The organism is Thiobacillus thiophilus, assembly GCF_055378705.1.
Map to the genome: position 1 here is coordinate 2619913 of NZ_AP042404.1, position 20810 is coordinate 2640722.

Annotated in this window: 22 protein-coding genes; 19 read left to right on the top strand and 3 right to left on the bottom strand. The window is 64.7% G+C overall.

The genetic code is table 11. The features are described 5' to 3' along the window. Window positions 1-9: 9 nt before the first annotated feature. The 17 genes from ACZ41T_RS13060 (at window position 10) to ACZ41T_RS13140 (ending at window position 16944) form a co-directional block, all read left to right on the top strand. Window positions 10-132, top strand: coding sequence for an entericidin A/B family lipoprotein (locus ACZ41T_RS13060; RefSeq protein ID WP_464921816.1), 123 nt, complete (start codon window positions 10-12; stop codon window positions 130-132). Continuing rightward, on the top strand, window positions 132-767 hold the full coding sequence (gene leuD, locus ACZ41T_RS13065) for a 3-isopropylmalate dehydratase small subunit (RefSeq protein WP_464921817.1): 636 nt from the start codon (window positions 132-134) through the stop codon (window positions 765-767). Before ACZ41T_RS13060 ends, leuD begins: the two co-directional genes overlap by 1 nt. Before the next feature lie 79 nt (window positions 768-846). Beyond that, window positions 847-1908: a 3-isopropylmalate dehydrogenase gene (leuB, locus tag ACZ41T_RS13070; protein WP_464921818.1), complete on the top strand. Its 1062-nt coding sequence runs from the start codon at window positions 847-849 to the stop codon at window positions 1906-1908. Between the two features lie 72 nt (window positions 1909-1980). Further along, on the top strand, window positions 1981-3093 hold the full coding sequence (gene asd, locus ACZ41T_RS13075; protein ID WP_464921819.1) for an aspartate-semialdehyde dehydrogenase: 1113 nt from the start codon (window positions 1981-1983) through the stop codon (window positions 3091-3093). 131 nt (window positions 3094-3224) lie between these two features. Further along, window positions 3225-5612, top strand: a complete 2388-nt coding sequence (locus tag ACZ41T_RS13080) for a motility hub landmark protein FimV (RefSeq protein WP_464921820.1) — start codon at window positions 3225-3227, stop codon at window positions 5610-5612. Window positions 5613-5676: 64 nt separating this feature from the next. Then, entirely contained in the window at window positions 5677-6240 is a 564-nt protein-coding gene (locus ACZ41T_RS13085) for a hypothetical protein (protein ID WP_464921821.1), read from the top strand. Beyond that, window positions 6237-7016 (top strand): tRNA pseudouridine(38-40) synthase TruA, encoded by a 780-nt coding sequence (truA, locus tag ACZ41T_RS13090; protein ID WP_464921822.1) that lies wholly within the window; start codon window positions 6237-6239, stop codon window positions 7014-7016. Before ACZ41T_RS13085 ends, truA begins: the two co-directional genes overlap by 4 nt. After that, on the top strand, window positions 7001-7618 hold the full coding sequence (locus ACZ41T_RS13095) for a phosphoribosylanthranilate isomerase (RefSeq protein WP_464921823.1): 618 nt from the start codon (window positions 7001-7003) through the stop codon (window positions 7616-7618). The genes truA and ACZ41T_RS13095 overlap by 16 nt, the downstream gene beginning before the upstream one ends. Beyond that, on the top strand, window positions 7618-8817 hold the full coding sequence (trpB, locus tag ACZ41T_RS13100) for a tryptophan synthase subunit beta (RefSeq protein ID WP_464923975.1): 1200 nt from the start codon (window positions 7618-7620) through the stop codon (window positions 8815-8817). Before ACZ41T_RS13095 ends, trpB begins: the two co-directional genes overlap by 1 nt. A gap of 272 nt (window positions 8818-9089) precedes the next feature. Further along, window positions 9090-9896, top strand: a complete 807-nt coding sequence (gene trpA, locus ACZ41T_RS13105; protein ID WP_464921824.1) for a tryptophan synthase subunit alpha — start codon at window positions 9090-9092, stop codon at window positions 9894-9896. A gap of 184 nt (window positions 9897-10080) precedes the next feature. Beyond that, window positions 10081-10947, top strand: a complete 867-nt coding sequence (gene accD / locus ACZ41T_RS13110; RefSeq protein WP_464921825.1) for an acetyl-CoA carboxylase, carboxyltransferase subunit beta — start codon at window positions 10081-10083, stop codon at window positions 10945-10947. Window positions 10948-11004: 57 nt separating this feature from the next. Next, entirely contained in the window at window positions 11005-12372 is a 1368-nt protein-coding gene (folC, locus tag ACZ41T_RS13115; protein WP_464921826.1) for a bifunctional tetrahydrofolate synthase/dihydrofolate synthase, read from the top strand. Continuing rightward, entirely contained in the window at window positions 12353-12946 is a 594-nt protein-coding gene (locus ACZ41T_RS13120) for an SPOR domain-containing protein (protein WP_464921827.1), read from the top strand. Before folC ends, ACZ41T_RS13120 begins: the two co-directional genes overlap by 20 nt. A 2-nt stretch (window positions 12947-12948) precedes the next feature. Next, window positions 12949-13434, top strand: coding sequence for a CvpA family protein (locus tag ACZ41T_RS13125; RefSeq protein WP_464921828.1), 486 nt, complete (start codon window positions 12949-12951; stop codon window positions 13432-13434). A gap of 22 nt (window positions 13435-13456) precedes the next feature. Continuing rightward, on the top strand, window positions 13457-14980 hold the full coding sequence (gene purF / locus ACZ41T_RS13130; RefSeq protein WP_464921829.1) for an amidophosphoribosyltransferase: 1524 nt from the start codon (window positions 13457-13459) through the stop codon (window positions 14978-14980). A 141-nt stretch (window positions 14981-15121) separates the two neighbouring features. Beyond that, window positions 15122-16294 (top strand): O-succinylhomoserine sulfhydrylase, encoded by a 1173-nt coding sequence (locus ACZ41T_RS13135; RefSeq protein WP_464921830.1) that lies wholly within the window; start codon window positions 15122-15124, stop codon window positions 16292-16294. After that, window positions 16294-16944: a hypothetical protein gene (locus tag ACZ41T_RS13140; protein ID WP_464921831.1), complete on the top strand. Its 651-nt coding sequence runs from the start codon at window positions 16294-16296 to the stop codon at window positions 16942-16944. Before ACZ41T_RS13135 ends, ACZ41T_RS13140 begins: the two co-directional genes overlap by 1 nt. Here the strand turns inward: ACZ41T_RS13140 and ACZ41T_RS13145 are convergent. The 3 genes from ACZ41T_RS13145 to ACZ41T_RS13155 form a co-directional block, all read right to left on the bottom strand. After that, window positions 16939-17694, bottom strand: a complete 756-nt coding sequence (locus ACZ41T_RS13145; RefSeq protein WP_464923976.1) for a UDP-2,3-diacylglucosamine diphosphatase — start codon at window positions 17692-17694, stop codon at window positions 16939-16941. The genes ACZ41T_RS13140 and ACZ41T_RS13145 overlap by 6 nt on opposite strands. Continuing rightward, complete coding sequence (locus ACZ41T_RS13150) at window positions 17691-18182, bottom strand: peptidylprolyl isomerase (RefSeq protein ID WP_464921832.1); 492 nt, start codon at window positions 18180-18182, stop codon at window positions 17691-17693. Before ACZ41T_RS13150 ends, ACZ41T_RS13145 begins: the two co-directional genes overlap by 4 nt. Window positions 18183-18251: 69 nt before the next feature. Beyond that, window positions 18252-18821 carry a tetratricopeptide repeat protein gene (locus tag ACZ41T_RS13155; protein ID WP_464921833.1) on the bottom strand — a complete coding sequence of 190 codons (570 nt, stop codon included), beginning with the start codon at window positions 18819-18821 and terminating at the stop codon, window positions 18252-18254. Between the two features lie 114 nt (window positions 18822-18935). On the opposite strand from ACZ41T_RS13155, the gene cysS reads away from it, so the two are divergent. Together cysS and ACZ41T_RS13165 are read left to right on the top strand one after the other, a co-directional pair. Next, window positions 18936-20303 (top strand): cysteine--tRNA ligase, encoded by a 1368-nt coding sequence (gene cysS, locus ACZ41T_RS13160; RefSeq protein WP_464923977.1) that lies wholly within the window; start codon window positions 18936-18938, stop codon window positions 20301-20303. Between the two features lie 18 nt (window positions 20304-20321). After that, window positions 20322-20777, top strand: a complete 456-nt coding sequence (locus ACZ41T_RS13165; protein WP_464921834.1) for a hypothetical protein — start codon at window positions 20322-20324, stop codon at window positions 20775-20777. Window positions 20778-20810 lie beyond the last annotated feature (33 nt).

Genomic DNA, 20810 nt, shown 5'->3' on the forward strand with positions numbered 1-20810 from the left:
GGAGAACACATGAAGCCAATGATTGCCCTGATGATCGCCGTTGCACTGACGCTGGCAGGCTGCAACACCGTGCGTGGAGTGGGTCAGGACATCGAGAAGGCGGGCGACTCGATCCAGAAGGCCGCCAAGTAATGCGGGCTTTCACCACACTCGATGGGCTGGTGGTGCCGCTCGACCGCGCCAACGTCGACACCGACGCCATCATTCCCAAGCAGTTTCTGAAGTCGATCAAGCGTGCCGGCTTCGGCCCCAACCTGTTCGACGAATGGCGTTATCTCGACCACGGCGAACCGGGCATGGACCCTGCCACGCGCCAGCCGAATCCGGAATTCGTGCTGAACTTCCCGCGCTACAAGGGGGCCAGCGTGCTGCTCGCGCGTGACAACTTCGGCTGCGGCTCGAGCCGCGAGCACGCGCCGTGGGCGTTGGAAGACTACGGTATCCGCGCCATCATCGCGCCGTCCTACGCCGACATCTTCTACAACAACTGCTTCAAGAACGGCATCCTGCCGATCGTGCTCGACGCCGCGGCGGTCGAACGCCTGTTTCGCGAATGCGAGGCCAGCGAGGGCTACCGCCTCAACGTCGATCTGGACAAGCAGACCGTGACCACGCCGGGCGGCGAGGTGCTGAAATTTGATGTCGACGGCGGGCGCAGGCATCGGCTGTTGAACGGCCTGGACGACATCGGCCTGACCCTGCTTCAGGCCGACAAGATCAAGGCGTACGAAGATCGGCGCAAGCAGGAAGCGCCGTGGCTGTTTTAATGCGTGAAGCGTCAGGGGTAAGGCGTACAGCGCGCAGCCTGCTCCTCACCCTTCACGCCTCACCCCTCACGGAGTCGAAATGAAATTAGCAGTTCTCCCCGGTGATGGCATTGGTCCCGAAATCGTCGCCCAGGCCGTCAAGGTGCTGGAGGCGCTGCGAGCCGAAGGCGCGAAAATCGAAATGGAAACCGCGCCCATCGGCGGCGCTGGCTACGATGCGGCGGGCGATCCGCTGCCTGAGGCGACGCTTGCGCTTGCGCGCGCAGCCGACGCGGTGCTGCTCGGCGCCGTTGGCGGCCCGCAGTACGACGCGCTCGACCGTCCGCTGCGCCCCGAGCGCGGCCTGCTGCGCATCCGCAAGGAACTCAACCTGTTCGCCAACCTGCGCCCGGCGCTGCTGTATCCCGAGCTGGCATCGGCGTCTTCGCTGAAGCCGGAAGTGGTATCCGGCCTCGACCTGATGATCGTACGCGAGTTGACGGGCGACGTGTATTTCGGCCAGCCGCGCGGGATCGAAATTCGCAACGGCGAGCGTGTCGGCTTCAATACCATGCTGTATTCCGAATCCGAGGTGCGCCGGGTGGCGCATGTCGCCTTCGGCATCGCCATGAAGCGCGGCAAAAGGCTGTGCTCGGTCGAGAAGGCCAACGTGCTGGAATGCTCCGAGCTGTGGAAGGAAGTGATGATCGAGGTGTCGAAGGACTACCCGAAGGTCGCACTCTCGCACATGTACGTCGACAATGCGGCGATGCAGCTGATCCGTGCGCCCAAGCAGTTCGACACCATTGTCACCGGCAACATCTTTGGCGACATCCTGTCCGACGCGGCGTCGATGCTGTCGGGTTCGATCGGCATGCTGCCTTCGGCCTCGCTCGACGAGCACAACAAGGGCATGTACGAGCCGATCCACGGTTCCGCGCCCGACATCGCAGGGAAAAACCTGGCGAATCCGCTGGCGACCATCCTGTCGGTGGCGATGATGTACCGCTACACCTTCGCCGACCTGACGACCGCCGATCGCATCGAGAACGCGGTAAAGAAAGTGATCGCGCAGGGCCTGCGCACCAGCGATATCTGGACCGAAGGCGCGCGGAAGGTGTCGTGCAGCGAAATGGGTGACGCGGTGGTGAAGGCGCTGTAATTTTTCCGCGAAGGCTCGCGAAGAAAAGCACTTCTTCGCGTCCTTCGCGGATAAGATTTTTTGGAGATGAACATGATGAAGGTAGGACTGATCGGCTGGCGTGGCATGGTGGGTTCCGTGCTGATGGGGCGCATGAAGGAAGAGCGCGATTTCGACCACATCGATCCGGTGTTCTTCACCACGTCGAACGTCGGCGGCAAGGGCCCCGACATCGGCCGTGACGTGCCGCCGCTGAAGGATGCCAGCAGCATCGACGAACTGAAGCTGTGCGACACCATCATCACCTGCCAGGGCGGCGATTACACGAAAGAGGTCTATCCGAAGCTGCGCGCGGCCGGCTGGAACGGCTACTGGATCGATGCCGCCTCGACGCTGCGGATGAAGGACGAGGCCATCATCATCCTCGACCCGGTCAACGGCCAGGTCATACGCGACGGCATCGTCCATGGCGTCAAGACCTACATCGGCGGCAACTGCACGGTGTCGTTGATGCTGATGGCGATGGGCGGGCTGTTCGACGCCGGCCTGGTCGAATGGGTGTCGCCGATGACCTACCAGGCGGCCTCCGGAGCCGGCGCGCGCAACATGCGAGAATTGATCCGGCAGATGGGCGCGGTGCATGCCGAAGTCGCAGACCTGCTCGACGACCCGGCCTCGGCGATCCTCGAAATCGACCGCAAAGTGGCCGAGTTCATCCGTTCCGACCGCTATCCGGTCGACGCCTGGCCGGTACCGCTGGCCGGTAACCTGATCCCGTGGATCGACGTCGCGCTGGAATCCGGCCAGTCGAAGGAGGAATGGAAAGCACAGGCCGAGGCCAACAAGATCATGCGCCGCAACGACAAGCCGATTCCCATCGACGGCCTGTGCGTGCGTGTCGGTGCGATGCGCTGCCATTCGCAGGCGCTCACCGCCAAGCTGACCAGGGATGTGCCGCTCACCGAGATCCACAGCCTGATCGCCGCGCACAACCAGTGGGTGAAGGTGGTGCCGAACGACCGCGAGCTCACCATGCGCGAACTCACCCCGGCGGCGGTGACCGGCACGCTGAGCGTGCCGATCGGCCGCATGCGCAAGCTCTCCATGGGGCCGGAATATCTGACCGCGTTCACCGTGGGCGACCAGCTGCTGTGGGGCGCGGCGGAGCCGCTGCGCCGCATGCTGAGGATCCTGCTGGACGCTTGAGTGGGCAAGAACCGAACAGTACGCTCCGGGCTGGTGCGATTTGTGCATTAAAGATTGCGCCCGTCGAGCCGTCAATACAGGCGTCAAGGATTCAACAGCTCCGGCACGCGGGGCGAACAAGGAGATACTGGATGAAATTGAAGCGCTTCACCACCCAACTGGTGGCCGCAGGCCTGATCGCCATGCCGCTGATGGCGCACGCCGCCGGGTTGGGCAAGCTGTCGATTACTTCTGCGCTGGGTCAACCGCTCGCGGCGGAAATCGAACTGTTCGCGGCAGACAAGGCCGAGCTTGACAGCCTGTCGGCCAGTCTTGCTTCCGACCAGGCCTTTCGCGATGCGCGCGTCGAATTCGCTCCGGTGCTGTCCTCCCTTCGTTTTGCGGTCGCAAAGAAGCCCGACGGCAAGGCGGTGCTGAAGGTCAGCTCCAGCCGCCCGGTGAACGATCCTTTCATCGACATGCTGGTCGAGCTGAGCTGGGCCTCGGGACGGCTGGTGCGTGAATACACCATGCTGCTCGACCCGCCTGGCATGGGCGGTGTCCAGACGGTGGCCCCCGTGGCTGTTGCCCCGACGCCCATTGCCAAGCCCGCACCCGCGGCGGCTCCGCAAGCTCCGGCTGCTACTGCCACGCCCACGCCCACGCCCACGCCCACGCCAGCCCCGCAGGCCGCGGCGCCGGATCGCATGAAGGTCAAGCGGGGCGACACGCTGACGGGCATTGCCAGCCGCGTGCGTCCCGAAGGCGTCAGCCTGGAGCAGACCTTGCTGGGGCTCTACCGCGAGAACGACCAGGCTTTCGACGGCAACATGAACCGCCTGAAGGCAGGCAAGACGCTCAAGGTGCCATCGGTTGAAAAAGTGGCCGCCATTTCACAACAGGAGGCGGTGCGTGAATTCAAGCTGCAGGCAGAAGACTGGCGGGTCTATCGCCAGAAGCTGACCGGGGCGGTAAGCGCTGCTCCCGAGGCCAAGGCCACCGCGGACCAGACCAGCAGCGGCAAGATCACGCCCAAGGTGGAAGACCGTGCCAAGCCAGCGCCCGAAGCGCAGCAGGATGTGCTGAAGCTGTCCAAGCTTACGCCGCCGGCCGGTGCTGCCGGCAAAGCGGACGAAACCCGTATCCTGCAGGAAAAGCTGCGCGCCCAGGAAGAGGATGCGACCGCACGTGAAAATGCGCTGCAGGAATCGGATCAGCGCGTGACCACGCTGGAAAAACAGATTCAGGACATGCAGAAGCTGGTCGAGATGAAGGAGCAGGCACAGGCTGAAGCACCGGTTGCTGCCCCTGCTGCCCCAACTGTCCCTGCTGCGGCAGCGCCGGCTCCCGCACCGACCGCACCAGCCGTTGCGGCGCCGCCTGTCGTTCCCGAATCCGAACCTGCCGACCACTGGTACGACCCCTTGCTCGCCAACCCGCTTTACTGGGGGGGCGGCCTGTCTGTGCTTGGCCTGGGCGGCGTGTTGTGGTGGATGCTGGCGGGCGGCGGTCGCCGCAGGAAAAGCGGTGCTGCGCTTGACGACAGCCTCATCACCGGCGGCGACATTCCGCCCAATACCGTTATTGGGGATGCATCGGGTGGCAGCGTCAATACCGGCGACACCTCCTTCCTCACCGACTTCAGCCAGGCGGGCCTGGGCACCATCGATACCCACGATGTCGACCCCATCGCCGAAGCCGAGGTATACATGGCCTATGGCCGCGATGCGCAGGCCGAGGAAATCCTCAAGGAAGCCATCAACAACAACCCGGACCGCCACGAGATCCGCGTCAAGCTGCTTGAGATTTACGCCGCACGGCACAACACCGTGACGTTCGAAGCGGTCGCCGGCGAGCTCTATGCCGCACTGGGCAGCAAGTCGAGCCCGCTGTGGGACAAGGCTTGCGAAATGGGCCGCAGCATCGATCCGACCAACCCGCTCTATGGCGGCGTGCAGTCGAGCGCCGCGCCGGCGGCAGCGGCCGCCACGGTGGCGGCCACTACCGCCGTGGCCGGCGGAGCGGTGACGTTTGCCGACGAATCCACGCCGGCATCGCTTGAAATCGATGCCGCATTCGAGCCCGAACTTGAGCCCGAGCCCGAGCCCGAGGTCGTGGCAGCCAATGGGCCGCTGGAATTCGAGTCGGCGGGTCATGTGCTCAATTTCGACACGCAGCCCGAGGCGGTCGTGGCGCCCGAGGCCGGCTACGTGGAAATGGATACCCTGGGACTCGACTTCGACCTGCCTGACCTGGATCTGCCCGCGACGGCCGATGACACGCTGAAACTCGACCTGGGCCTGGATGAAGATAACGGCCCGGACAGTAAATTCGATTTCAGCGGTCTCGACCTCGATCTGGGCGAGGCCGGCGGCAACGATCTCGAGCTCGATGACGTCGGCACCAAGCTCGACCTTGCCCGCGCCTATGTGGAAATGGGCGACAAGGAAGGCGCACGTGAAATTCTCAACGAAGTGCTGGCCGAAGGCAGCGACAAGCAAAAGGCCGACGCGAAAGGCATGTTGAGCTCGCTGGGTTAGGCGTATTCCCAGTCCTGCATGCCCCCATCCGGCTGCCCGTATCCTTCTGTGGTGCGGCTGGGCCGTGGCGGTGGAACGCGCTGCGCTGTCTCCGCTGATGATCCTGGCCGTCGCCGCTGCGACGGCCTTTCTGTTTGCGCCGGCCCGTCATGAAGGCTGGCGCCTGCTGCGCCGCACTCGCTGGCTGATGGCGGTGTTGCTGCTCACCTATGCCTATAGCCTGCCGGGAATCCCGCTGTGGCCGTCGCTGGGATGGGCCAGCCCCAGTGTGGAGGGGCTGGTCCAAGGCGCGCTGCGCGTCGGGCGGCTGGTGCTGCTGCTGGCCGGGCTGGCGGTGCTGCTGGCCTATACGTCCCGCCCCCGCCTGATTTACGGCTTGTACGCGCTGGCCCGGCCGCTGGCCTGGCTCGGCTTCGACCGCCGCGCCTTTGCCGTGCGCCTGGGGCTGACCCTGGATTATGTCGAACACGCACCCAAACCGGCGCGCTGGCTGGATGCGCTGCGCGCGCCGCTGCCGGACGATGCGGCGCCCACCACCTACACCCTGCACACCGAACGCTGGCAAGGCTGCGACAGCGCCGTCATACTTGCGGGCTTGCTCCTGTTGCTCGTCGTCGTTTTGGTATGAGAATCGTATTGGGACTGGAATATTGCGGCGTCGGTTTTTGCGGCTGGCAGTCGCAGTCGCAGGGCTGCGGTGTGCAGGATGCGCTGGAAGCCGCGGTGGCCGTCATCGCCGGTGAAAAAACAGGCATTATCGCTGCCGGACGCACCGACACCGGCGTCCATGCCGCGCTGCAGGTGGTGCATTTCGACACCGCGGCAAACCGCCCGCTGACCGCTTGGGTGCGCGGCGTCAACAGCCATCTGCCGGCGGGCGTGGCCGTACTGTGGGCGCGCGAAGCCAGCGAGGACTTCCATGCGCGGTTTGCCGCCACCCATCGCGGCTACCGCTACGTGCTGCTGAACCACCCGGTGCGCCCCGCAATCAACCGCGGACTGATCGGCTGGTATCACCGCCCGCTCGATGCCGCCGCGATGAACCTGGCCGCGGCGCATCTGATCGGACAGCACGATTTTTCCGCCTTTCGTGCCGCCGCATGCCAGGCCAAATCGCCGGTCAAGGACCTGCGGCTGGCGCAGGTCGAGCGGCGCGGCGATTATCTTTTATGCGACTTCCATGCCGACGGCTTCCTGCACCACATGGTGCGCAACCTCATGGGTTGTCTCGTCCAGGTCGGCGCTGGCAGCCAGCCGCCCGAATGGCTGAGCGGGATCCTGACCGGCCGCGATCGCACGCTCGCCGCGCCCACCTTCGACGGCGCCGGACTGTATCTCACCCACATCCGGTATCCTGCGCACTTTGGCTTGCCGGAAACCTCCGACCGATGGCTGTACGCGTAAAAATCTGCGGCATCACCCGACTGCAGGACCTGCATGCCGCCTGCGACGCCGGGGCGGACGCGCTGGGTTTCGTGTTCTACGAGAAAAGCCCGCGCCACCTGAGCATTGCCGCCGCCGCCGTGCTGCTGCGCGAACTGCCGCCGTTCGTGCAGGGGATCGGGCTGTTCGTCAACGCCGAGCCGGCATTCGTCGAAGCGGTGCTGCAGGCAGTTCCGCTCGACTTGCTGCAGTTTCATGGCGACGAGACGCCGGCCGACTGCGCGCGCTTCGGGCGGCCCTATATCAAGGCGGTGCGCGTGAATCGGGAGTCGGATTTGCTAAAATGCGCGGCTGACTTCGATGCCGCGCGCGGATTGCTGCTCGACGCCTGGGTGCCCGGCATGCCGGGCGGCACCGGCGAACGCTTCGACTGGAGCTTGATCCCGCCGGCCCTGCCCACGCCGGTCATCCTGTCGGGCGGACTGACGCCGGACAACGTCGCCGAAGCGGTGCAGCGCGTGCGCCCGTGGGCGGTGGACGTGTCCTCCGGCGTCGAGGCAACAAAAGGCATCAAGGACGCGCACAAGATTGCGCAATTCATAGCGAAAGCGAAAACGGCATGATGAAGCTGACAGACCTCCCCGACTCCCGCGGCCACTTCGGCCCCTACGGCGGCATTTTCGTCGCCGAAACCCTGATGGCGGCGCTGGAAGAACTGCGCGTCGAGTATGACAAGGCGCGCAACGATCCCGCCTTCATCGCCGAATTCGAATACGAACTGAAGCACTACGTCGGGCGTCCCAGCCCGGTGTATCACGCCAAACGGCTTTCCGAGCAGTACGGCGGCGCGCAGATCTATCTCAAGCGCGAAGACCTCAACCACACCGGCGCGCACAAAATCAACAACACCATCGGGCAGGCGCTGCTGGCGCGGCGCATGGGCAAGAAGCGCGTCATCGCCGAGACCGGTGCCGGCCAGCACGGCGTCGCCACGGCCACCGTCGCCGCGCGCTACGGCATGGAATGCGTGGTCTACATGGGCGCTGAGGACGTTATCCGCCAGGCGCCCAACGTCTTTCGCATGAAACTGCTCGGCGCCACCGTGGTGTCGGTGTCTTCCGGATCGAAGACCCTGAAGGACGCGCTCAACGAAGCAATGCGCGACTGGGTCACCAACGTCGAGTCGACCTTCTACATCCTCGGCACCGCCGCCGGCCCGCACCCGTATCCCATGCTGGTGCGCGACTTCCAGTGCGTGATCGGCCGCGAATGCCTCACCCAGATGCCCGAGCTCACCGGCCGCCAGCCCGATGCGGTGATCGCCTGCGTCGGCGGCGGCTCGAATGCCATCGGCATTTTTCATCCTTACATCCCGCATGACGGCGTGCGGCTGATCGGCGTCGAAGCGGGCGGTTCCGGCATCGCCAGCGGAAAACATGCCGCACCGCTGAATGCAGGCACGCCAGGCGTGCTGCACGGTTTTCGCAGTTACCTGATGCAGGACGAAAACGGCCAGATCATCGAAACCCACTCGATCTCTGCCGGCCTTGACTACCCCGGTGTCGGGCCGGAACACTCGTGGCTCAAGGACGCCGGCCGTGCCGAATACGTCGCCATCAACGACGATGAGGCCATGGCCGCCTTCCACGACCTGTGCCGCTTCGAAGGCATCATCCCCGCGCTCGAATCCAGCCACGCCGTCGCCCAGGCCAAGAAGCTCGCGCCGACGATGAAGAAAGACCAGATCATCCTGGTGAATCTTTCCGGGCGCGGCGACAAGGACATCGACACCGTGGCGAAGCTGTCTGGGATTACGCTGTAAGGATGGACTTTTGATGATTTGACGGACGGCCCATTCCGGAACCGCGCGGGCGCTTGAAGCTTGAAATGGCGAAGGTGTGGGGGATTACGTTATTGAACCCAGCATTACCGTAATTGTTCATTAGGGTGTGATGATGCTTGGAGTAGGGTGCACTCCGTTCACTCTCAGGCATCAAACGGTGCACGAAGTGCACCCTGCATGCGACAAATCGCCTAATGAACAATCCGCGGATTAGATTAATTTAATCGAGCTATTTTTTAGAAGACTGAACCATGAGCCGAATCGGCCAGACCTTTATCGCGCTGAAGGCGCACAACAAGAAAGCCCTCATTCCCTTCATCACCGCCGGCGATCCCGGCAAGGGGCTGACGGTGCCATTGATGCACGCGCTGGTGGAGGCGGGGGCGGACATGGTCGAGCTCGGGGTGCCGTTTTCCGACCCGATGGCCGACGGGCCGGTGATCCAGCGGGCGTCCGAGCGGGCGCTGGCGAACAAGGTTGGGCTCAAAGATGTGCTGGCGATGACGGCGGAATTCCGCAAGACCAACACGACGACGCCGGTGGTGCTGATGGGCTATGCCAACCCGATCGAGCACATGGGCTACGAAACCTTTGCCCTGGCGGCGAAGGCGGCCGGGGTGGACGGCGTGCTGACGGTGGACATTCCGCCGGAGGAATCGGCGGGGGTTTCGGACGTTTTCAAGGCACACGGGCTCGACCCGATTTTCCTGCTGTCGCCGACCACGCCGGAATCGCGGGTGGAGCAGGTGGCAGCGGTTGCGGGCGGCTTCATTTATTACGTCTCGCTCAAGGGGGTGACCGGCTCGGCCAACCTCGATATGGATGAAGTGGCGCAGAAAATCGCCATGATCCGCAAGCATTGCAGCCTGCCGGTCGGCGTGGGCTTCGGCATCCGCGACGCGGCCACCGCCGAGGCGGTGGCGCGGATTGCCGACGCCGTGGTAGTGGGCAGCCGCATCGTGAGCGAGATCGAATCCGCGCCGGAAGGTGCGTGCGCCAGCCGCGTCGGGCATCTGGTGGCCGGGTTGCGCCGCGGCGTCGACGCTGCATCGAAATAAACCTGAAAACCCCCACCACAGAGGCACAGAGGCACGGAGAACGGCAGGGAATCAATGGGTTGTTTATCAACCCGCCTTCACCCATCGGGTGGGCGCACTAAACCCATGCAAGGTGTTGTTTTTCCCCTGTGCGCTCTGCGCCTCTGTGGTTCAACTGCGGTTTCAAGGATAAACGGAGAAAAACATGAGCTGGTTCCAGAAAATACTGCCGCCGAAAATCAAGCGCCGGGTGGAAGCGCGCAAATCGATGCCGGAAGGGCTGTGGTCGAAGTGCCCGGCCTGCAACGAAGTGCTCTACCGTGCCGACCTCGAAAGCAATCTGGAGGTGTGCCCCAAGTGCGGTCACCACCACCGTATCGGCGCCCGCGCACGGCTGGCCATGCTGCTGGATGCCGAGGGCCAGCACGAGATCGGCGCGCAGGTGACACCGCTCGATCCGCTGAAATTCAAGGACGGCAAAAAATATTCCGACCGTCTGAAAGAAGCCCAGGCGGGCACCTCGGAAACCGATGCGCTGGTGGTGCTGGGAGGCAGCGTCAAGGCCGTGCCGGTGGTGGCGGCGGCGTTCGAGTTCAAGTTCATGGGTGGCTCGATGGGCTCGGTGGTGGGTGAGCGTTTTGTCCTCGGCGTGGAAGCCGCGATCGAGTCGAACTCGGCCTTCGTCTGCTTTGCCGCCAGCGGCGGCGCGCGCATGCAGGAAGGCCTGTTTTCGCTGATGCAGATGGCCAAGACCTCAGCCGCGCTGACGCAGTTGTCGCGCAACCGGCTGCCCTTCATCTCGGTGCTGACCGACCCCACCATGGGCGGCGTGTCGGCCAGTTTCGCCATGCTGGGCGACCTTGTCGTGGCCGAGCCCAATGCGCTGATCGGCTTCGCCGGCCCGCGCGTGATCGAGCAGACCGTGCGCGAGACGCTGCCGGAAGGTTTTCAGCGCGCCGAGTTCCTGGTCGAGAAGGGCGCCGTCGACCGCATCATCGACCGCCGCCAGATGCGCGACGAGCTCGCCGCCACGCTGGCGATGATGATGGGGCGGCCCGCGCTGGCGGCCTAGGGGAAACAGCTGGATAAATAAATTCCCGTCATTGCGAGCGAAGCGAAGCAATCCAGAATGTCGGAGAAATCAAGGGTTTCCGGGTCGCCACGTCCCGCCACGGCCAGTGGCCTCGCGGCTAATGGCGCGCCTCGCGATGACGGAATTGTTCAGCACTTCCCTGGATTTTCCCTCGCTGGCTGGCTGGAACGGCTCGAGCGCCTTCATCCCAGCACCATCGAACTGGGGCTCGACCGGGTTCGACGCGTCAAGGATGCGCTGGGACTCGATCCGGCCTTCCCGCTTATCCTCGTTGGCGGCACCAATGGCAAGGGTTCCACCTGCGCCTATCTGGAAGCCATCCTCGGCGCCGCCGGTTACAAGACCGGCCTTTACACCTCGCCGCATTTTTTGCGCTACAACGAGCGGGTCAGGATCGCCGGCAGCGAGGTGAACGACGCCGACCTGGTCGCGGCGTTTGAAAAAATCGACGCCGCGCGCGGCGACATCTCGCTGACCTATTTCGAATTCGGCACCTTGGGCGCGATGGCGCAGTTCATCGACGCCGGCGTCGATGTAGCAATCCTTGAAGTCGGCCTCGGCGGGCGGCTCGACGCAGTGAACGTGTTCGATGCCGCGGTGGCGATCGTCACCGGCGTCGACCTCGACCACATGGATTATCTGGGCGATACCCGCGAGCAGATCGGCTTCGAGAAAGCCGGGATCTATCGTGCGGGCCGCCCCGCCATCTGCACCGACCCTGCGCCGCCCGCCAGCCTGCTCGATCATGCCCGGCAGATCGGCGCCGATCTGCGCTGCGTCGAGCGCGACTTTTCCGCGCAGCGCGAGGGCGGCCAGTGGACCTACCGCGGTCAGGCCATCGTCTGGCCGGCGCTGCCGCTGCCTGCCATGGCGGGGGCATTTCAGCTGCGCAATGCGGCCGGGGCGCTGGCGGCGCTGGAGGCCGTGCGTGCCCGCCTGCCGGTGAGCGAGGCGGCGACCCGCCAGGGGCTGGCCCAGGCATGTGTGCCGGGGCGGTTCCAGCGCATTGCCCGCGCGCCCGATGTCATTCTCGACGTGGCGCACAATCCGGAAGCGGCGCGGGCGCTTGCCGCCACCCTGCGCGAGCGGCCGGTGGCCGGGCGCACGCTGGCGGTGGTGGGGATGCTGGCCGACAAGGACGCGGGTGGGGTGTTCGCCGCATTACGCGGTGAGATCGATGCGTGGTGGACATGCGCGCCCGACTCGCCGCGCGCGCAGGATGCCGCGGCGCTGGCCACCCTGCTGCGGGCGCATGCTGGCCGTGCACCGGTCAGCGTGCAGCCGGATGTGAACACGGCGCTTGCGGAGGCGCGAAGCGCGGCGCACGAAGGTGATAGAATTCTCGTCTTCGGTTCGTTCTATACCGTTGCCGCCGTCCTCGACCATGCCGCCACCCAGCAGTGAAAACGATCTCAAACGCCTTGCCCGGCGGCGCCTGATTGGCGCGGTTGCGCTGACCCTGCTGGCGGTGATTGTGCTGCCGCTGCTGCTGGAAGACGAGCCCCCGCCGGCGAGTTCGCTGGCGGTGCACATGGCGGCCGCATCGCCCGATCAGGCGGCGCAGCCGGATCCGGCCGGCGCGCCCGACGAACTGTCCACGCCGCCCCCTGCGCAACCCGCGCCGCCGGTTGAGCCTGCCAAGCCCGCCCTCAAGCCTGAACCACCCAAACCTGAGCCGGTCAAACCTGCACCGGTCAAACCTGTATCCGCGTCCCCCCAGCCCGCTGCGACGCCTGCGCCGCAGGCCAAGCCTGCCGCCGCCGAGGCTTTTGTGGTGCAACTGGCCGCCCTGTCCGATGCCGCCAAGGCCCAGGCCCTCAAGGCGCGCGCCACCGCGGCCGGGTTGCCGGCCTACACGGACAAGGTAGGAGCCTTGACGCGCGTGCGGGTGGGGCCCTATCCGTCGCGTGAAGCCGCCGTGGCGGCCGCGGTGAAGCTGGCCGAAAACGGCATGTCCGGGCAGATCCTTGCAAAATGAGCATGCTCGACCTCATCGTGCTGCTGGTGCTGATCTTCGCCGTGGTGCGCGGCCTGGTGCGCGGCATGGTCGACACGCTGTTTTCGTTGGCGGCCTGGGTGCTGGCGTTCGTGCTGGGCAAGTGGGGCGCATTGATGGTGGCGCCGCTGCTGCCGATCGGCATCGAAAACCCGGCGATCCGTTATTTCGCCGGCTTTGCGGTGGTTTTTCTGCTGGTGCTGATCGGCGTGTTGCTGCTGGGGCATGCGCTGGCTTCACTGGTCAAGGCAGTCGGGCTGGGCAGTGCCGACAAGGTGCTGGGCGGGGTGCTGGGGCTGGGCAAGGGGCTGGTGATCCTGATCGGCCTGACGCTGGCCGCCGGGCTGACCTCGTTGCCGCGCACCGACTTCTGGAAACAGGCCAGGCTGTCGAACAGCCTGCAGGCGATGGCGCAGCTCAGCTTGCCGCTGCTGCCGGCAGACGTGACGAAATACATTCGTTTCGAGTGATTTTTATGGATAGGTGCGCAGCATGTGCGGGGTAATCGGAGTTGTTGCCAACACGGCGGCCAATCAGTTCCTGTACGACGGCCTGATGGTATTGCAGCATCGCGGCCAGGATGCTGCCGGGATCGTGACGGCGGAGGAAAGCCGCTTTCACCTGCACAAGGGGCCGGGGCTGGCGCGCGACGTGTTCCGCACCCGCGACATGCGCAGCCTGCTGGGCGACATGGGGGTGGCCCACGTGCGCTACCCCACTGCGGGCAGCGCGTCGTCGTCGGCCGAATCGCAGCCGTTCTACGTGAATTCGCCGTATGGCATCGTCCTCGGACATAACGGCAACCTCACCAACACCCACGAACTGAAGGAATCCCTGTTCCGCACCGACCTGCGCCATGTCAACACCAATTCGGATTCCGAGGTGCTGCTGAATGTGCTGGCGCATGAATTGCAGGTGCGCGCTTCGGGACGACAGCTGGACCTGGATACGATCTTTGGTGCGGTGGCAGGCGTACATGCGCGTTGCAAGGGGGCCTATGCGGTGACGGCCTTCATCGCCGGCTACGGATTACTGGCGTTCCGCGACCCGTACGGCATCCGGCCGCTGGTGATCGGCATCAACGACCAGGTCATGCCGCACGAATACATCGTCGCGTCGGAAAGCGTGGCGATCGATACGCTGGGCTTTCGGCTGCTGCGCGACGTCGCACCGGGCGAAGCGGTGTTCATCGATTACCAGCGCAAGCTGCACAGCCGCGTCTGCAGCGACAAGGCGGTGTTGAACCCCTGCATTTTCGAGTATGTGTATCTCGCGCGTCCCGATTCGGTGATGGATGGCATTTCGGTCTACAACACGCGGCTCGCCATGGGGGTCTCGCTGGCCGAAAAGATCAAGCGCGAGTTCTCGCACCTGAAAATCGACGTGGTGATCCCGATTCCCGATACCAGCCGGCCTTCTGCGCTGCAGCTGGCCAACCACCTCAACGTGCCGTACCGCGAAGGCTTCATCAAGAACCGCTACATTGGCCGCACCTTCATCATGCCGGGACAGGCGTTGCGCAAAAAATCGGTGCGGCAGAAACTCAACGCCATCGGCGAAGAATTCAAGGGCCAGAACGTGCTGCTGGTCGACGACTCCATCGTGCGCGGCACCACCAGCCGCGAGATCGTGCAGATGGCGCGCGACGCCGGCGCCAAGAACGTGTATTTCGCTTCGGCCTCGCCGCCGGTACGTTTCTCCAACGTCTACGGCATCGACATGCCGACGCGCGACGAGCTGATTGCCAACGGCCGCACCGATCGGGAAATCGCGCTCGAAATCGGTTGCGATGCGATGATCTATCAGGATCTTGACGCCATGGTCAACGTGGTGCGCGCGGGCAACCCTGCGATTACCGACTTCGACACTTCGTGCTTCGACGGCCGCTACATCACCGGCGACGTCACCCCGGAGTACCTTAATTACGTCGAGGCCGTGCGCAACGGTGAAACGCCGCCGCTGGCGGCGCTGTCAACCCAGCAACTCGACCTCAACCTGGCGACGAATAACGGTTGACCGTGTCCGGCGCCGGGCGTAAATTGATCCTGGCGCCGATTTGAGCTTCAGCTTGCGGGCGCTTGATAAATCCGGCTAAAGCGTTACCAGGGAAACCCCGAACCGCGCGGCCGTTCGGGGTTTTTTATTTTGGGACCAGACATGAACAACGACGAATACGACCTCGAAACCCTGGCGGTGCGCGCCGGTACGTTGCGCAGCCAGTTCAACGAACACTCGGAGGCGCTGTTCCTCACCTCCAGCTTCGTGTTCGCCAATGCGGCCGAAGCGGCGGCACGCTTCAAAGGCGAGCAGCCCGGGCCGATCTACGCGCGCTTCACCAACCCCACCGTCAGCATGATGGAAACGCGGCTCGCCGCGCTTGAAGGCGCCGAACGCTGCGTGGCGTTCGCATCGGGCATGGCGTCGATCCTGGCGACCGTGATGGGCTTGATGAAGGCGGGCGAACACGTCGTCGCGTCGCGCTCGATTTTCGGCTCGACCGTGCAGCTGTTTTCCAATATTCTCGGCCGCTTCGGCATCGAAACGACCTACGTCTCGCCGACCGACCCGGCGGAATGGCGGGCGGCGGTGAAGCCGAACACGAAACTCTTCTTCGTCGAGTCGCCGTCGAACCCGCTCACCGAGGTGAGCGACATCCGCGCGCTGGCGGACATCGCGCACGATGCCGGCGCATGGCTCGCGGTCGACAACTGCTTCTGCTCGCCGGCGCTGCAACAGCCGCTGGAACTCGGTGCCGACATCGTGATCCATTCCGCCACCAAATATCTCGACGGCCAGGGCAGGGTGCTCGGCGGTGCGGTGCTCGGCAGCCGGGCGCTGATGGAAGGCGTCTACACCTTCCTGCGCACTGCCGGGCCGACGCTGTCCGCGTTCAACGCCTGGGTGATCCTGAAGGGCATGGAGACGCTCGCGCTGCGCATGGAGGCACATTCGAAGAACGCGCTGGCGCTGGCGCAATGGCTGGAGGCGCAGCCGCAGGTGTCGCGCGTGTGGTATCCCGGCCTGCCGTCGCACCCGCAGCATCAACTCGCGATGGCGCAGCAGAAGACCGGCGGCGGCATCGTCGCGTTCGAGCTGAAGGGCGGCCAGGCGGCCGCATGGAAGCTGATCGACGCGACGAAGTTGCTGTCGATCACCGCCAACCTGGGCGACACCAAATCCACGATCACCCATCCTGCGTCGACCACACACAGTCGTATGACGCCGGAACAGCGTGTGGCGGCGGGCATCGGTGACGGGTTGCTGCGTGTTGCGGTGGGGCTGGAATCGGTGGCCGACATCCAGACCGACCTGGCGCGCGGGCTGGCGTAATGAAAACGCTGTTCGGGCTCCTTGCGCTGTGTGCGGGATTTGCACAGGCGGCCGATATGACGGTACTGCGTTATGTCGATCAGGATCCGGGTGATCCGCCTTATTCGACGCGCATTCTGGTCACTCCCGAGTTCATGCGCATGGATAGCGGCGAGGACGAAGGAGATTTCATCCTGCTGGACCGACGGCGACGTGTGGTCATCAACGTGATGCACGAGAACAGGCTGGCGATGGTGTTCGCCCCCGGCAAACTGCCGCCGAAACCCGCCGGCTGGACGCCACGGCTCGAAGCAGGCAAGGCCGAGCGCGGCGGCCGTCACTTCACCCTGACCGTCAAGGGCGTGGTGTGCAGCGAAGGCGTTGCCGCCAAGCATGCCATGGATGCGGCGCGCGCGATGACCGAGCTGAAAGCCATCCTGGCCGCGACACAATACCGGGTATGGAAGGATTCGCCACCGGGCATGCAACACGACTGCGATCTGGCGAATCAGGTATGGAATTCGGGCGACACGCTCACGCTTGGGCTGCCGCTCGATGAGCGCGAGTTCACCGGTCGGTCGCGCACATTCGAGAGCGAAATCCGGCAACCGCTGAATCCCGAACTGTTCCGCGTGCCCGACGGCATAACGGCGATCGACGCGCCGTCATAAATCCTCGATCCTGAGCACGCAGCCTGTGGCATCACACGCCACATAGCCCCAGCGGGCATACCAGTCCGGCACCACCCAGCGCTCGCAGTTCTGCCCGTCGACCGCATGGCGATGCTGCGCCGGACGATGGGTATGGCCGTGGATCAGGCGGCTGACCTGCTGCGCGCGCAGCACCTGCGCCACTGCATCGGCATTTACATCCATGATTTCGGCCGCCTTGCCGGCCTTGGCCGATTCGCTGCCTGCCCGCGCTCGGCGTGCCAGGCGGTGGCGCAGCGCCAGCGGCAGGCGGCGCAGCAGCGCCAGCGTCAGTGGGTGCCGCACGCGGCGGCGGAACGTCTGATAGGCAGTGTCGTCGGTGCATAGCGTATCGCCGTGCATCAGCAGCGTCGGCGTGCCGTACAGGTCGATGCGCGTGGGGTCGGCCAGCAGCGTCATGCCGGACTGCGCGGCATAGCGCGCGGCCAGCATGAAGTCGCGGTTGCCGTGCATGAAATACACCGGCGTGCCTGCATCGACGAGGGATTTTATCTGGCGGGCGGCATCGTGCGCCACCTGCGCGTCGTGGTCGTCGCCGACCCAGGCATCGAACAGGTCGCCGAGGATGTAGAGCGCATCCGCCCCGGCAACGTCTTGCTGCAGAAAGCGAAAAAAACGCCCGGTGGCGACCGGGCGTTCGTCGGTTAGATGCAGGTCGGCAACGAAAAAGGTGCGGCCTGTCGTTCCCGGCGAAGGCGGGTTCGTCTTCAGACGATTTCCGCCTGGGTGATGACCACGTCTTCCAGCGGCACGTCCTGGTGCCCGGCGCGGTTGCCGGTTTTCAGCTTCTTGATCTTGTCGACCACGTCGGTGCCTTCGACGACCTTGCCGAACACGGCATAGCCGTAGCCCTGCGGCGTGGGCGAAGTGAAGTTGAGGAAGCTGTTGCTGGCGATGTTGATGAAGAACTGCGCGGTGGCCGAAGCGGGGTCGGAGGTGCGCGCCATAGCGACAGTGTAGGCCTCGTTCTTCAGGCCGTTGCCGGCTTCGTTCTCGATCGGGCCACGGGTGGGCTTCTGCGTCATGCCGGGCTCGAAACCGCCGCCCTGGATCATGAAGCCGTCAATCACGCGATGGAAAATCGTGCCGTCGAAAAACCCGTCGCGCACGTATTGCAGAAAATTTTCCACCGTTTTCGGCGCTTTCTCGGCGTCGAGTTCAAGGGTGATGATGCCGTGGTTGGTGTGCAGCTTGACCATGTGTGTGTCCTAAGGAACGTTGAGGTGAATGATATTCCGGCGGCCGTTGTTGCGGCGCCGGCGCGGGCGTTATCTGGCCGGCGCGGGCTGCCCGGGATCCGGCAGGGACTTGGCCGTTGCCGGCTTGTCCGGCGGCTCCCCCAGCATGTTCCGGATCAGCGTGAGCTTGGCTTTCGCAGTCGTGTTGGCGCTGTCCAGCGCCAGTGCCTTGTCATACGCGATCGCTGCCATTTTGGCATGGATGTCGCCGAGGTTTTCGTGCGCGGTGGCGTAGCCGGGATGGGCGCGGATCGCCATTTCCAGCGCGTTTTTGGCCGCTTCGTACTGGCCTTGCGAGGCGTAGAGCACGGCCAGGTTGTTGTAGGGCTCGGGCAGTTCGGGATAGTCCTCGGTCAGCCCGTTAAATACGGCGATGGCGTCATTTGTCTTGCCCTGGTCGGCGATGATCAGGCCTTTCAGGAAGCGCGCCTGCGCATCCTGCGGGTTTTGGAGCAGGAAGCGGTCGGTGCGGTCGAGCGCAGCGGACAGGTCGCCCTCGCGGTATTGCCGGTCGATGTCCTGGATTTCATCGGCCAGAACAGGGGTGCCGGCGAGGAGGGCACAGGCGACAACAGCAGCGAAAAAACGTGGTAAAGCCATGTGATATGCTCGGATCATCCCGGATAAGCCGGCATTTTAGCCCGGATGTTTCATCAATCGTCACCCCGCCCCATTCCTCTCCCCGTCATTTCGCCCTTGGCCCGAATCCGCACCATGCTGCACATCACCAACTCCCTTACCCGCACCAAGGAAGAATTCGTTCCGCTCATCCCCGGCCAGGTCCGCATGTACGTCTGCGGCATGACCGTTTACGACCTGTGCCATCTGGGACACGCGCGGGTGTTCGTGGTGTTCGACATGGTGACGCGCTGGCTGCGTGCAAGCGGCTATCGGGTCGAGTACGTGCGCAACATCACCGACATCGACGACAAGATCATCAAGCGCGCTGCGGACAACGGCGAAACCCCGGCCGCGCTGACCGGGCGCTTCATCGCCGCGATGCACGAAGACGAGCGCGCGCTCGGCGTGCTGCCGCCCGACCACGAGCCGCGCGCCACCGAATATGTGGCGCAGATGCTGGCGCTGATCGGGCAACTGATCCAGAACGACCTGGCCTATCCGGCGCCCAACGGCGACGTCTATTACAGCGTGCGGGCGTTCCCCGAATATGGCCGCCTGTCCGGCAAAAGCCTCGACGAGCTGCGCGCGGGCGAGCGCGTGGGGGTCGACCCCAATAAGCGCGACCCGATGGATTTCGTGCTGTGGAAAGCCGCCAAGCCGGGTGAGCCGGCGTGGGAGTCCCCCTGGGGCGCGGGGCGGCCCGGCTGGCACATCGAATGCTCGGCGATGAGTGCCGATCTGCTCGGCAAGCATTTCGACATCCACGGCGGCGGCCAGGACCTGCAGTTTCCGCATCACGAAAACGAAATCGCCCAGTCCGAAGGCGCGCACGGCTGCAAATTCGTCAATTACTGGATGCACAACGGCTTCGTGCGGGTGGACAACGAAAAGATGTCGAAGTCGCTGGGCAACTTCTTCACCATCCGCGAGGTGCTGGAGAAATACGACGCCGAGGTGGTGCGCTTTTTCATCCTGCGCGCGCACTACCGCAGTCCGCTGAACTATTCCGATGCCCACCTGGACGACGCCAAAGGCGCGCTGAGCCGCCTCTATACAGCGCTGAAGCATGCGCCCGTGACGGCGGCCGCGCCCGACTGGAGCCAGCCTGCGGCAGCGGCCTTCCGCGCGGCGATGGACGACGACTTCAATACCCCCGAAGCGATCGCGGTGCTGTTCGACCTGGCCGGCGAGGCCAACCGGGGCGATGCCGCCGCCGCGCGGACGCTGCGCAGCCTCGGCGGCGTGCTCGGCCTGCTGCAGCGCGATACGGCGGACTTCCTGCAGGCTGGGACCGCTCCCGGCGGCCTCTCCGAAGCCGAAATCGAGGCCCTGATCGCCGCGCGCCAGGCGGCGCGCCAGGCGCGCGACTTCGCCGGTTCCGACCGCATCCGCGATGAACTGACGGCGGCCGGCATCGTGCTGGAAGACGGGGCGGGCGGCACCAGCTGGCGCCGCGCCTGAAGCGTCGGCCGTCTCGACATGGCATCCACCTCACTGGTTCTGGTCGGTGCCAGCGGCTGGCAGCATCCCGCATGGCGGGGCGGGTTTTATCCCGAGGATCTGCCGGACGACTGGCTGTTGTCTTACTACAACACGCAGTTACAGGCGGTCTATCTGCCGGCAGCGGTCTGGCAGGCCGCCTCCGAAGCGACCTGGGCGCAATGGCTGCACGACACCCGTGACGGCTTTTATTTTGTGCTGGAACCGGGTGAGACGGCATCGGTAAAACCCGTTTCGGAGCGGGTGCTGCCGGCAACGCCGGAATGGGAAGCGGCGCACGTCTGGTGGCTGGACGAGGCGCCTGACCTGCGTGCGCTGGCGCAGCGCATCATGCAGCAGGCGACGACGGGTGAGTCCCTGTTCGTATTCAGCCGTAGCGGCGATGCCGATTTGCTGGAACAGGCCAATACCCTGAAGCAGGTGATGGGTTACTGAATATCGGGTTAAAACGTCTGCTATTGCCGTGGC

Coding starts and splice junctions, on each gene's coding strand:
- ACZ41T_RS13060 (WP_464921816.1), top strand. CDS start 10: ATGAAGCCAATGATTGCCCTGATGATCGCCGTTGCACTGACGCTGGCA.
- leuD (WP_464921817.1), top strand. CDS start 132: ATGCGGGCTTTCACCACACTCGATGGGCTGGTGGTGCCGCTCGACCGC.
- leuB (WP_464921818.1), top strand. CDS start 847: ATGAAATTAGCAGTTCTCCCCGGTGATGGCATTGGTCCCGAAATCGTC.
- asd (WP_464921819.1), top strand. CDS start 1,981: ATGATGAAGGTAGGACTGATCGGCTGGCGTGGCATGGTGGGTTCCGTG.
- ACZ41T_RS13080 (WP_464921820.1), top strand. CDS start 3,225: ATGAAATTGAAGCGCTTCACCACCCAACTGGTGGCCGCAGGCCTGATC.
- truA (WP_464921822.1), top strand. CDS start 6,237: ATGAGAATCGTATTGGGACTGGAATATTGCGGCGTCGGTTTTTGCGGC.
- ACZ41T_RS13095 (WP_464921823.1), top strand. CDS start 7,001: ATGGCTGTACGCGTAAAAATCTGCGGCATCACCCGACTGCAGGACCTG.
- trpB (WP_464923975.1), top strand. CDS start 7,618: ATGAAGCTGACAGACCTCCCCGACTCCCGCGGCCACTTCGGCCCCTAC.
- trpA (WP_464921824.1), top strand. CDS start 9,090: ATGAGCCGAATCGGCCAGACCTTTATCGCGCTGAAGGCGCACAACAAG.
- accD (WP_464921825.1), top strand. CDS start 10,081: ATGAGCTGGTTCCAGAAAATACTGCCGCCGAAAATCAAGCGCCGGGTG.
- folC (WP_464921826.1), top strand. CDS start 11,005: ATGTCGGAGAAATCAAGGGTTTCCGGGTCGCCACGTCCCGCCACGGCC.
- ACZ41T_RS13120 (WP_464921827.1), top strand. CDS start 12,353: ATGCCGCCACCCAGCAGTGAAAACGATCTCAAACGCCTTGCCCGGCGG.
- ACZ41T_RS13125 (WP_464921828.1), top strand. CDS start 12,949: ATGCTCGACCTCATCGTGCTGCTGGTGCTGATCTTCGCCGTGGTGCGC.
- purF (WP_464921829.1), top strand. CDS start 13,457: ATGTGCGGGGTAATCGGAGTTGTTGCCAACACGGCGGCCAATCAGTTC.
- ACZ41T_RS13135 (WP_464921830.1), top strand. CDS start 15,122: ATGAACAACGACGAATACGACCTCGAAACCCTGGCGGTGCGCGCCGGT.
- ACZ41T_RS13140 (WP_464921831.1), top strand. CDS start 16,294: ATGAAAACGCTGTTCGGGCTCCTTGCGCTGTGTGCGGGATTTGCACAG.
- ACZ41T_RS13150 (WP_464921832.1), bottom strand. CDS start 18,182: ATGGTCAAGCTGCACACCAACCACGGCATCATCACCCTTGAACTCGAC.
- ACZ41T_RS13155 (WP_464921833.1), bottom strand. CDS start 18,821: ATGGCTTTACCACGTTTTTTCGCTGCTGTTGTCGCCTGTGCCCTCCTC.
- cysS (WP_464923977.1), top strand. CDS start 18,936: ATGCTGCACATCACCAACTCCCTTACCCGCACCAAGGAAGAATTCGTT.
- ACZ41T_RS13165 (WP_464921834.1), top strand. CDS start 20,322: ATGGCATCCACCTCACTGGTTCTGGTCGGTGCCAGCGGCTGGCAGCAT.